We start from the raw sequence: 11,656 nt of genomic DNA, 5'->3' as shown, positions 1-11,656 counted from the left end.
GAGACAGTTTCGTGGACTTATCGCCCCAAAAGAGCGGTGGTCGTCGTACAAAACGTATCCGCATCGGAGGAATTGATGAAACATCACAATAAGATAAATCCAACGTCGCCGGGGAGCGATCCAAGTCTTGACGAGACGGTTCTGTCGCGCCTGGCCGCTTTGAAAGCCATGTCGGTCAGGGACCTGAAAGCCGAATGGGAAAAGCTCCTCGGTACCTCGGCGCCAAATAACAGCCGTGCGTTTCTCGAGTTGCGGATCGCCTATCGGCTTCAGGAGCTGACTTACGGCGGCCCCGACCGCAAGACCCGCCGCATGCTGGATCTTCTGGCCGACGAGGTCGAAGGCCACGCCCGGCGCAAACATCAGATCGCCGATCCCCGCAATCCTGTGGCCGGAACGAAACTCCTGCGCGAATGGGACGGCGTCGAGCATACCGTCACAGTGCTGAAGGACGGCTTTGACTGGCAGGGCCGCAAATACAAATCACTCTCGGCTGTGGCCCGCGCCATCACCGGAACGCGCTGGAATGGCTATCGCTTTTTTGGGCTGCGTGAACGCAAGCAGGAGGAAGCATAATGGACATCACCACCCGCCAAAACCGCCGCCTGCGCTGCGCCATCTACACCCGCAAGTCGACCGAAGAAGGTCTCGACATGGAGTTCAACACCCTCGACGCTCAGCGAGAGGCCTGTGAGGCCTACATCGCCAGCCAGCGGTCGGAGGGCTGGGTGGCAACCCGCGACCGCTACGACGACGGCGGGTTCTCCGGCGGCAATCTTCAACGGCCGGGCTTGAAGCAGCTGTTGGCCGACATTGAGGACGGGCTGATCGACGTGGTCGTCGTGTACAAGATCGACCGGCTCAGCCGCTCGCTGATGGATTTCTCGAAGCTGGTTGAGATATTCGACCGCAACGGCGTGACTTTCGTCAGCGTTACCCAGTCCTTCAACACGACCACATCCATGGGGCGGCTGACGCTGAACATCCTGCTGTCTTTCGCCCAGTTCGAGCGTGAGGTCATCGGCGAACGCATCCGCGACAAGGTCGCCGCCTCGCGCAAGCGCGGCATCTGGATGGGGGGCTACGTGCCGCTCGGCTACGATGTGCAGGACCGCAAGCTGGTGATCAACGAGGCTGAAGCCGCCTCGGTGCGCGGGATCTTCCAGCGGTATATCGAGTTGGGTTCCGCCACAGTGCTGGCGCGGGAGCTGCGTGGTGAGGGTTTCCGCAACAAGCAGGGAACGCTGATCGACAAAGGCTATCTCTATCGCTTGCTCAAAAATCGCGTCTATCGCGGTGAGGCCGTCCACAAGGGCAAGGCTTATCCCGGCGAGCATGACGCCATCATCGACAAGGCGCTCTGGGATCAAGTCCACGCAATCCTCTTGGAAAGCCCGCGCAAACGTGCCAACAACAGCCGGTCGCGCACACCTGCTCTGCTGAAAGGCTTGATCTTCAGCGACACCGGCGCGGCCATGACGCCTACCAGCACGAAGAAAGGTGCGAAGCTTTACCGCTACTATGTGTCGATGGATGTGATCCGGAACCGTGAGACCGGCGAAGAGACCGCCCCGATGCGGCTGGCGGCAGGAATGGTGGAGGATGCGGTCGTGACCGAGGTGCGGCGCATTCTGCAGACACCAGAGGTGGTGTCGCAGGTGATCGGGAGCCTGAAGCGCGAAGGCGGTGGTGCATCCGAGGCCGACGCCATCGCAGCACTTCATGATTTCAACGCGCTTTGGGCGCAATTGTTCCCGGGCGAGCAGGCAAGGATCATCCAACTTATCGTCCGGCGCGTCACCGTCACCGCAGCAGGGCTCGAGGTGGACATTCGGCGCGAAGGCATTGCCGGGGTCGTCCGCGAGATGGTCGCGCCGCGCAGGGTGGAGGCAGCGGAATGACCAAGCCCGACGACACGATCCGCATCTTAATCCCGTTGAAGGTTCGCAAGAAGAACGGTCGGCCCAAAATCCTGCCGCCCGCCAACTATCGGCCCAGCGAAGACCAGACACAGGACCCGCATATCTTGCGCGCCATAGGCCGGGCATGGGGCTGGCGGCGGCGGATGGAAGCTGGCGAGTTCGCAACCATCCAAGAACTGGCCGAAGCCGTCGGACTGACTGAACGGCACGTCAGTCGGCAGTTGCAGCTGGCCTACCTCGCGCCAGAAGTTCTCAAGCGAATGACGTGCATACGCGAGGCATCAGCGGTCAGCCTTTACGATTTGTGTTTTCTGGCAGGGGAAACATGGCAGGAGCAGCCTGAGCGGGCGTTCAATTAGCTCACGGCAAGATTGCCAGTGCGACGCGCTTTCACTATGAGTGAAATGAATTCAGTTTCTTACGAGGGCCGTCCTATCCATGGCGAAGAAAAATGGTGGCGGAGGAAGACGCGCAGCCCCCTTGGTCGGAAACGGCACGGATGCTGAAGAAAGCAAGCATCCAGAAATTATCAATCCAGAAAATTTGTACAATTTTTCTTGGTGGTCGAAGACCGCCGAAGCAAAAATTTCGTCTATTATTTCGTCTATCGATGTCCATGCTCGCGGGGAGCGTGACAGAACGCCTTTGATGATGGCAGCACGGAACGGGTCCCCCAGCCAAATCCGCATATTGTTAAACGCCGGTGCCGATGTAAATGCGCAAGATGATACCGGTTGGACGGCGCTACTGTGGGCCACCCGATCAGAAAAGCCAGAGAATATAGAGGTTTTGCTCAATGCTGGCGCTGATAGCAACTTGCGTGACAAGCACAATCGAACAGCGTTTAGCTACGCTCAAGAATGCAAGGTCCTTCGGGGCACAGTGCCGTACTGGCGATTGGCGAATGACCCGGATGCGCAACGAAAACCACTCGCCGACGTAGTAAAAGAGATACTCCGTTACTCCGCCGATGAAGGGAGTGACTTGATCATGGGAGGTGAACCGAGCTTCGTGAACCTCTCCTTAGTCTTTGACAAGGATAGGAGCCCCATAGTCACAAAAGAGGCATGGATCACAGCGCTCAAGGCAGGCGAGCATAAGCGAATAATTGGTGCAAGGATAGACGAGCCAGGCCTTATAGCCATAAGAGAACATGACTTGCCAAACCTACTCTCGCTTGAAGAGGTGGAAGATGCTCAAGCCGCAAATGAATTAGAAAAACAGATCCGACGGTTCATGAAAGATCGCCTAAAAGAAGGGCCGCCATACTTTCGAGCCATCGGCGGCCACCCGCATTGGGGCTATCAAGAAAAGCACTCGTTCAGAATCTATTCAGACCACAATGTGGAACCCGATAAGATTAAGTCGAAAATTGAAAAATTCTGGAGGTACGGCGCAAGCGCTCATATTTCCCATCAAGTTCTTTCCGTAAGCTACCGAGACAATATCGGCGTCTATATTGAGAAGCCTGACGAGGCGCTAATACTTTCATGGGCGGGCCAAAGCGCAAGTGATGGCGACGAGAATATTATTTCGCGAAGCAGCATGAGAATGAAGGATTCGGCTAAGCGGTACAAACGGCTTGTCTACGCAAGACTTGCTGAGAAGACGGCCATGTCGATCTACTCGTCTCTGTCAAACGAGACGGTCGAAGACTGCTCCATACTTCAAACCGGGGGAAAGGATAACCGATGGCGAGATTTCGATATCTGGGCGAGCAGGCCTCTAGATGTCAAGAATGCGACCATCTATCGACAAAATGCTCGTCAGAACTTTGTTCCCAAGTTCAAGAGGTCAGGATGCCACGATGTTGTGATTTCAGCTTTTGCGACTGCGCGCGGTACTTTTGGTGGGATTGAACAAACCTATCTCGGAGAGGTTTCACAAAACGATCTGGAGTTATCGAGATCGGCGGTTAAACGCGCTTTCCCCGGCCTGGAGACAATACAAGTTCGCTTTGATGATCAGCATCTCCCAGCGTGGTCATTCGAGTATCCCTTTGGGCATTTAAATTATGAAGAGCTGTTCGACGCATACTTTCTGCTTGCTGAACGGCCGGAATCGATCCTTGCTGCGGCTCTTGCCGCTGGAAATGTTCACGAGATCGGCGCATACACGCGGCTGAGTGCTCGACAGAGGCGGATTATTGATTCATTTTCGCAGGCAGTTCTCGAGTCGACATACTCGAAGAGAACAATCGTATTATTCGCAGTTTCGGGGTTTATCTCCGAGGCCTTGTCAGGCGGGGCGCCACTCAGGTTTGTAAGATTTTTTCGAAAGCTTTTCCAAATGGAGGAGCTCGGAAGGCGCTACGGGGACGGTGTTGGCGCAAAAAAATGCCCTCCTTTTCCTGAAAGCAAGACTGGTGGTCTCCCCGACCCACTACATTCAGTACGCAACATGTTCGACTTGCTCGAACGTGCAGCGGAGGCAATTTCAGAATCTGGTCTCGATTTCGAGGCGTTTCATGCGCAAAATCCACATGTCCTTCTCGGACGCCTTAAAGGCGGAAGGCAGATCACAGTTTATGCTTATTGTGGCGGGCGATCGGAAGCCGGCATTCCTTGCGACACATTTCCTCTTATATTGGGGAAAAATGATACTTGTCATAGATGCGGAAAACTCGTGTGCCATGAATGCGGTTTCTGTAGCAGTGGTTGTAAGTAGGTATCTCAACAAAAACTTGCCTGAAAGGACGTCGCGGTCAGTGAGACATGCGCGTCCAGCGGTGGAAGCAGCTCGAACGCCTTCGGCTCACGCGCGAAATTCCAGAGGCGAAACAGGGACCATTCCGAACGCCGCTCCTCGGCGACGGCCAGTTCATTCCGACTGATGTGGAAAGGCGTGCGCTCCCATCCATTCGTCGTCTTCACCTCGATCAGGCGCGGGCGTCCGTTCGGCGCGAAGCTGGCGATATCGTAGCCAGCACCATCCCCATCCTCTTCCGAAACCCACCGGACCTTGCGCGCAAGGTCATCGCGGCCCGCTGATTTAAGGGCTGCACGCTCGTGCGCCAGGACGCGCTCCTCACCGGCACGGCCGAGCGTGCGGTTCCGCTCGTCTCTCGCCGCGACATCGAACTTTCGCGCGATGTGCAGCATCTGCTCCAGCTCCTGTGGCGGTGGCTGGTTCGACAGTGTCGGCGGTGGCCCGATCCAGATCGGCGCGGCGTCAGCCAGGCCGGTCGGCGGTCGCACAGCAGGATGGCGACCAAGCCAAGCCGGGTTCAGCGCCAGCCAGCGCGCCACGGCATCCAGCAATGTCATCTGGAAATTGAAAGCAGGCTTGTAGCCAGGGATCCAATCTTCCCCGAGCCCCTTGAGTACTGCGCTGATGTTCTGATGCTTGAACTCGACCGATCCCTCGGACCGACCTTTCAACAATGGCATAAGCGCCCGTCGATGCTCGGCCTTGTTATAGCGGTGCCCAGCGATGTCATCGGCTAGCATCGCAAAGTAATCTGCGACGATCAGGTCGTTTTCTTCGTTTGTCCAGGGCCCATTCGACATGCCACCAGGCTATGAGCGGAAAGTCTCTTTGTCATCAGAGACTTCTCGCGATCGTTCGCGCCAACACGCACAACCACGCCGCCTTCGGGTGTCTCTGTTCGCTTCGATAGCAGCCGAACTCACCTCAACTGCGGCGCAATCATATTTCCCTAACTACCTGAAATGTAGACAACTTTTTAATCCGCCTCGATCTGAGTGAAGGGCGGGTGGAAAGAGACGCCGGGCGTTCAGAGACTGATTTCGGGCCAAAGGCCAGTCTCCGAAAGTCGGATGGCTCCGCTAAACCCCTTTGAAACAAAAAGAAAAAAGGCCCGCATCGGGGCCTCGTCTCGAGTTCGCGAATGGTTTGTGGCGGAGACGAAGGGATTCGAACCCTCGAGACCCTTCCGGGCCTACTCCCTTAGCAGGGGAGCGCCTTCGACCACTCGGCCACGTCTCCGTCGACGGGTTTATCTAGGCTTGCAGGCAGGGACAAGAGGAAAATCGCACATTCTTCACAAAGCTTCCAATTGGCAGAAAAGCCCCCTCAACAGCGCAAGATCGCCCTACCACTGTGGGCGAGCGACAACGCCGGGCATCAAGTGCCGGGCGCAACGCAATGAAACATGGACAGGATGACGCAATTTCCATAGGCAGGAAGGGACTGATCTTTTAGAATTTGGATTGCCGCTACCATGGTTCGCCATTTGCCTCCCCGCCCTGCCTCAGTGCATCGCCGCCACGGCCTTACGGGTGTTGCAGGCGGCAGGCGAAAAATGGTGCTGCTGTCAGGGGTTGCGGCGGTTTGCCTGTGGCCAATACAGGCGGGCGCGGAAGATCCGTTTACCGCACCTCTGGCACCGTCGCATAACCTCTATGGCATGCCCGGGCTGATCGATATGCCGACCGCGGACATGTCACCTGATGCACAGCTGACGACCACCGTTGGACATTTCGCCGGCACCACGCGTGCGAGCCTAAGTTTCCAGATCCTGCCACGGCTGACCGGTAGCTTCCGCTATTCGGCGCTGGCAGGCTATGTTCCGGACAACTACGATCTGAGCACCTATTACGACCGCAGCTTCGATCTGCGCTATCAACTGGTCGAAGAGGGCGACCTGCGCCCAGCGATTGCAGTTGGCCTGCGGGATTTCATTGGCACCGGACTTTATGGCGGTGAGTATATCGTGGCCACCAAAGGGATTGGTGATAAGCTGCGCGTGACGGCAGGTCTGGGTTGGGGCCGACTGGGCAGTCACGGCTCCATTGGCAGCACCGGCACCCGCCCGAGTGAGTTGCTGGGCGAAGGTGGTATCCCCACCTATGATCGCTGGTTCCGCGGTGATGTGGCGCCATTTGGCGGTATTTCCTATCAGGTCACTGAGCGGCTGGCGGTTTCGGCAGAATATTCCTCGGACGCTTATGAGCCCGAGCGCGGCATCAGCCCGATCAGCGAATACGGCAATACCGAGCCAGCGCTGTTTGACCGCAAATCCTCACTAAACTTCGGGATCGATTACCGGTTCAAAAACGGCAATCAGCTGTCTGTCTATTCGCTTTATGGCGATACGATTGGCGCGCAGCTGACCCTGTCAACAAACCCGCGTTATGCCAATACGCCGACCGGCCTTGAAAAAGCCCCTGCCCCGATCATCCCACGTCAAAGGGCCAGCCTGAACGATCTGGGTTGGAGCACGGATGACACCCAGATCAACAGCGCCAAACGCACGCTTCGCGCCGCGCTGGAAGGTGATGGGTTGGCCTATCAGAACCTAAGCCTGTCGCCGCGTGAGGCGACGCTGCAGATCCGCAATCCGCGATACAGCGCCGAACCACAGGCCATCGGCCGCGCAGCGCGTCAAATGGCGCGGGTGCTCCCTGCATCGGTCGAAGTGTTCCACATCATCCCGACGTCCAAAGGCATGCCGCTGGCGAACATCACCATCAAGCGCAGCGATCTGGAAGCGTTGGAACACGCCCCTGCCGAGGCTTTGCTGGAACGAGTTGCGGTGACGGATGCCGCAGGTCTGGGTCTTGGGCAGGAGGCGGGACTGCCGGCGCGAAGCAGCCTCAGCCTGGCGCCCTATCTGACCTTCAGCGTCTTTGACCCCGACAACCCAATTCGGATCGACACCGGTCTGCGCCTGAGCGGCAGCTATTTCGTGACACCTGGGCTGGAGCTGTCGGGCTCCGTCACTCATAAGCTGGCGGGCAACCTGGACAGTGTGACCCGTGAAATCCCCTCCAACCTACCCCGGGTGCGCACCGATTATGCCGAATACAGCCGGCAAGGCGATACCGCGATTGAGCATCTGACCCTCAGCCATTTTGGTCGCCCTGGCAAAGACCTCTACAGCCGGGTCACGGCGGGCTACCTTGAAACCATGTATGCCGGGATCTCGGGCGAAGTGTTGTGGAAACCGGTGGACAGCCGCCTGGCGCTTGGCGCGGAGGTCAATCATGTTAAACAACGAGACTTCGATCAGAAGTTCGGGCTGCGGGAATATGAAACCACAACCGGCCACCTGTCGGCCTATTACGATTTTGGCAATGGTTTCCACGGTCAAGTCGACGCCGGGCGTTATCTGGCAGGCGATATCGGGGCAACCTTCTCGCTGGACCGCGAATTTTCCAACGGCTGGCGTATCGGCGCCTATGCAACCTTCACCGATGTCAGCGCTGAGGAATACGGCGAAGGCTCCTTTGACAAAGGTATCCGCCTGACGATCCCGATGAGCTGGGCCCTGGGCAAACCAAGCCGCCGTGACAACACCGTGACTCTGCAATCCCTGACCCGGGACGGCGGCGCGCGCGTGAATGTGCGGGACCGTTTGTACCAGCGTGTGCGCGATTATCACCAACCCGAATTGAACAAAGAATGGGGGCGCGTGTGGCGATGATACGCGGACTGAGCCTTGTTTTCTGCGCCGCAATTGGCCTTGCAGGCTGTGGCACACTGTATGAAACCGGATCTGCAACAGGGGAAAGCAACGATGGATTTGCCAACCGCCTGTTAGGGCGCGGCAAGGACGCGGGACCACAGCAGGTGGATGTGCAGAAGATCCTGACAGAAACGACCGGTCCGCTGGCGATCCTGTCGCAAGAGCAAACGCAGGTGACAATCCTGCTGCGCAAGATCGCCCAGAATGGCGGACATAGCACCTATGTCAGCGATGATGGTCAGTCGCTCAGCTTCCGGCGTGGCATCATCACGGCCACCCGCGGCGGCGGCAATGACCTGATGGCCACCGAGATGGAAAGCTCTGTTGCCCTGATCAGCAGCAAACGCGAAGGCAAAAGCAACCGGCGCATGCATTACCTGAACGGGGAGGGTGAGCGTTTTTCACTGTCGTTTGACTGTGAGGTGCTGCGGGGCAAACGTGAACCCTTCGTCAGCGGTCTGATTTCGACCACCACCCAACTGATGGTCGAGCAATGTAGAAGTGATCAGTATGAGTTTGCCAATACCTATCTGATCAGCAGTGACGGCCAAGTCTTGGGGTCACGCCAGTGGATCAACCCGCAGGTGGGCAGCGTCGTCTTCCAGATGATCCGTCGATAGTCGGTATCGGTTGGTGGCCCGTCTTGAGCGTCACCACACCATTCGACTAAGATAACTGGTCAAAAAAATGAAAAGGCCCCGCGCACTGCGCCGGGCCTTCTGAATTCATATGATCGTAAGATCAGGAATCGCCAGCTGCCATTACACCAACCAGGATAAGACCACCGAGGATCAGTGCAGGCGAGATGCCGCCACCGGCGGTTACAACCGGGGCCTCAACAACAGGGTTCGAGAACGGGTCGATGGCACCTGCGGTTGCAGGAACTGCGGAAGCCAGGGCCAGGGTCGCTGCGATAGCGAGGGTAACTTTTTTCATAGTGCTGCTCCAGACGTCAAGAATTGAAGGGCCCAGAGAATCCCCGAGCCGGCTAGCCCCTAAAACGTAGCATGAAATTCTTCGTTGCGCCTATAGCGGAAACACGGGAAACAGTAAAATATGTCCAAAATCCCACAATTCACGCTACCGAATTGGGTTTTTTGGCCTGTTTGCGGGCTTTTCCAATGGAATTGACGGCGACGCAGACGCGAATCCCGGCAAAATTATCGGGATGGGAAGATGTCTGCGGGGTGGTCAATCCACCCCGCCTTTTGTGTCAGGTGTTAAAAAGGAAGTGCATGACGTCGCCGTCCTTCACTTCATACCCCTTTCCTTCAGCGCGCATTTTGCCCGCTTCTTTGGCACCTTGCTCACCATTGTTGGCAACGTAATCGTCATAGGCGATGGTTTCTGCACGGATGAAGCCGCGCTCAAAGTCGCCGTGGATCACACCTGCGGCCTGCGGGGCCATGGTGCCGACCTTGATCGTCCAGGCACGCGCCTCTTTCGGGCCAACGGTGAAGTAGGTTTCCAGATGCAGCAGGCCGTAACCGGCGCGGATCAGGCGATCCAGACCCGGCTCTTCGAGCCCCATTTCGCCCAGGAACATCTCAGCTTCTTCCGCTTCCAGCTGGCTGATCTCTTCTTCGATCTTGGCGGAGATAATCACGTGGCTGTTGCCCTGCGCAGCCGCCATTTCGGCAACACGCGCGGAGTGTTCATTGCCGGTCGCGGATTCATCTTCGGCGACGTTGCAGACATAGAGAACCGGCTTGGTGGTCAGCAGCTGCAGCATCTTCCACGCCTTGAGGTCTTCGTCATCCACCTCAACCAAACGGGCGGGCTTGCCATCTTCCAGCATGGCCTGTGCTTCGGCCAGCAAGCGGTCCTGCTGCTGGGCTTCTTTGTCGTTGCCTTTAAGCTTACGCACCAGATTGGCGCGGCGCTTCTCGATCGATTCCAGATCGGCCAGCATCAGCTCGGTCTCAATGGTGTCGGCATCGGTCACCGGATCCACGCGACCTTCAACATGGGTCACGTCGCCATCTTCAAAGCAGCGCAGCACATGGGCGATGGCGTCCACTTCGCGAATATTGGCCAGGAACTGGTTGCCCAGACCTTCGCCCTGCGAAGCGCCTTTCACCAGACCGGCAATGTCCACAAAGGTCATACGGGCCGGAATGATGTTGGCGGACTTGGCGATGCCGGCCAATGTGTCCAGACGCTGATCAGGCACATTCACCTCACCGACGTTCGGCTCAATGGTGCAAAACGGGAAGTTTGCCGCCTGCGCCGCAGCGGTTTTCGTCAGTGCGTTGAACAGGGTCGATTTGCCCACGTTCGGCAGACCCACGATTCCCATCTTGAAGCCCATGACCGGCCCTTTCTCAATCCTTGTTTCAAGGGGCTTCTAGGCAGTTGCTGACCGCGTGGCAAGACACCTGTTCTGCGAAGGCGCCAAGCAGCATTGATTTTCGGCGACAAAGCAGGCACATGCAAAGGACGTGATTTTGAAGGACTGCCCGCATGACCCGCATTGACGCCAAATTCGCCGAATTGAAAGCTGAAGGCAAAAAGGCTTTTGTCTCTTATATCATGGCGGGTGACCCCGACTATGACACCTCGCTGGAGATCGTCAAAGCGCTGCCCAAGGCGGGTGTTGATATCATTGAACTTGGCCTGCCCTTCACCGATCCGATGGCCGATGGTGAAACCATCCAACTGGCCGGTCAGCGCGCGCTGGAAGCAGGTCAAACCCTGCAACGCACCCTGGATCTGGCAGCCGAGTTCCGCAAAGAAGACAACACCACCCCGATCGTTCTGATGGGGTACTACAACCCGATCTACAATCGCGGTGTGGAACAGTTCCTGCAGGATGCCAAAGCAGCCGGCATCGACGGGCTGATCGTTGTGGACCTGCCCCCCGAAGAAGATGACGAGCTGTGCATCCCCGCGCAGGCCGCTGGGCTGAACTTCATCCGGCTAGCGACCCCAACAACCGATGACAAACGCCTGCCAACGGTTCTGCAAAACACCAGCGGTTTTGTCTATTACGTTTCGGTCACCGGCATCACCGGTTCGGCCGAGGCCCAGGCGGGCAACGTCGGCCCTGAAGTTGCCCGCATCAAGGCGGCAACCGATCTGCCGGTCATCGTTGGCTTTGGCATCAACACGCCCGAGGCTGCAGAAAACATCGCCTCAGTTGCAGATGGCTGTGTTGTTGGCTCCGCCATCGTGAAAGAAATCGGCGCTAGCAAATCGGTGGAGGATGTGGCCAATTTCGTTGCCTCGCTGGCCGACGGAGCCCATCGCGCCTAACCAGATTTTTCATGCAAGTTTGAAAGGCACGCCATGACGGCGTGCCTTT

General features: G+C 57.4%; 10 protein-coding genes and 1 tRNA gene. 7 read left to right on the top strand and 4 right to left on the bottom strand.

Going from position 1 to position 11,656, the window contains the following annotated elements:
- Nucleotides 1-75 precede the first annotated feature (75 nt).
- From TL5118_RS02410 to TL5118_RS02395, 4 genes are all read left to right on the top strand, one after another.
- The gene (locus TL5118_RS02410) at nucleotides 76-576 is read left to right on the top strand and encodes a DUF2924 domain-containing protein (RefSeq protein ID WP_082626245.1); all 501 of its coding nucleotides are present in this window, start codon (nucleotides 76-78) and stop codon (nucleotides 574-576) included.
- Nucleotides 576-1,901: a recombinase family protein gene (locus TL5118_RS02405; RefSeq protein ID WP_058243165.1), complete on the top strand. Its 1,326-nt coding sequence runs from the start codon at nucleotides 576-578 to the stop codon at nucleotides 1,899-1,901. The genes TL5118_RS02410 and TL5118_RS02405 overlap by 1 nt, the downstream gene beginning before the upstream one ends.
- Nucleotides 1,898-2,281 (top strand): ParB/RepB/Spo0J family partition protein, encoded by a 384-nt coding sequence (locus TL5118_RS02400; protein WP_058243166.1) that lies wholly within the window; start codon nucleotides 1,898-1,900, stop codon nucleotides 2,279-2,281. The genes TL5118_RS02405 and TL5118_RS02400 overlap by 4 nt, the downstream gene beginning before the upstream one ends.
- 79 nt (nucleotides 2,282-2,360) lie before the next feature.
- Entirely contained in the window at nucleotides 2,361-4,589 is a 2,229-nt protein-coding gene (locus tag TL5118_RS02395; protein WP_082626246.1) for an ankyrin repeat domain-containing protein, read from the top strand.
- 5 nt (nucleotides 4,590-4,594) lie between these two features.
- Here TL5118_RS02395 and TL5118_RS02390 read toward each other — a convergent pair whose 3' ends face one another.
- The gene (locus tag TL5118_RS02390) at nucleotides 4,595-5,431 is read right to left on the bottom strand and encodes a protein NO VEIN domain-containing protein (RefSeq protein ID WP_058243168.1); all 837 of its coding nucleotides are present in this window, start codon (nucleotides 5,429-5,431) and stop codon (nucleotides 4,595-4,597) included.
- A 349-nt stretch (nucleotides 5,432-5,780) separates the two neighbouring features.
- Nucleotides 5,781-5,870 (bottom strand) — tRNA-Ser (locus TL5118_RS02385).
- Nucleotides 5,871-6,186: 316 nt separating this feature from the next.
- Here TL5118_RS02385 and TL5118_RS02380 point away from each other — a divergent pair.
- Together TL5118_RS02380 and TL5118_RS02375 are read left to right on the top strand one after the other, a co-directional pair.
- Nucleotides 6,187-8,310, top strand: a complete 2,124-nt coding sequence (locus TL5118_RS02380) for a YjbH domain-containing protein (RefSeq protein ID WP_082626247.1) — start codon at nucleotides 6,187-6,189, stop codon at nucleotides 8,308-8,310.
- Complete coding sequence (locus TL5118_RS02375) at nucleotides 8,307-8,972, top strand: YjbF family lipoprotein (RefSeq protein ID WP_165590007.1); 666 nt, start codon at nucleotides 8,307-8,309, stop codon at nucleotides 8,970-8,972. The genes TL5118_RS02380 and TL5118_RS02375 overlap by 4 nt, the downstream gene beginning before the upstream one ends.
- Nucleotides 8,973-9,093: 121 nt before the next feature.
- On the opposite strand, the gene TL5118_RS02370 is transcribed toward TL5118_RS02375, so the two are convergent.
- Together TL5118_RS02370 and ychF are read right to left on the bottom strand one after the other, a co-directional pair.
- The gene (locus TL5118_RS02370) at nucleotides 9,094-9,288 is read right to left on the bottom strand and encodes a hypothetical protein (protein WP_058243170.1); all 195 of its coding nucleotides are present in this window, start codon (nucleotides 9,286-9,288) and stop codon (nucleotides 9,094-9,096) included.
- A gap of 277 nt (nucleotides 9,289-9,565) precedes the next feature.
- Nucleotides 9,566-10,663 (bottom strand): redox-regulated ATPase YchF, encoded by a 1,098-nt coding sequence (ychF, locus tag TL5118_RS02365; RefSeq protein WP_058243171.1) that lies wholly within the window; start codon nucleotides 10,661-10,663, stop codon nucleotides 9,566-9,568.
- 152 nt (nucleotides 10,664-10,815) lie between these two features.
- Here ychF and trpA point away from each other — a divergent pair, with 152 nt between their 5' ends.
- A complete protein-coding gene (gene trpA / locus TL5118_RS02360) occupies nucleotides 10,816-11,607 on the top strand; it encodes a tryptophan synthase subunit alpha (protein WP_058243172.1) in 792 nt (263 codons plus the stop codon).
- Nucleotides 11,608-11,656: the final 49 nt, after the last annotated feature.

The organism is Thalassovita autumnalis (assembly GCF_001458255.1).
GTDB lineage: Bacteria > Pseudomonadota > Alphaproteobacteria > Rhodobacterales > Rhodobacteraceae > Thalassobius > Thalassobius autumnalis.
This window is presented reverse-complemented; position numbering and strand designations above follow the sequence as displayed.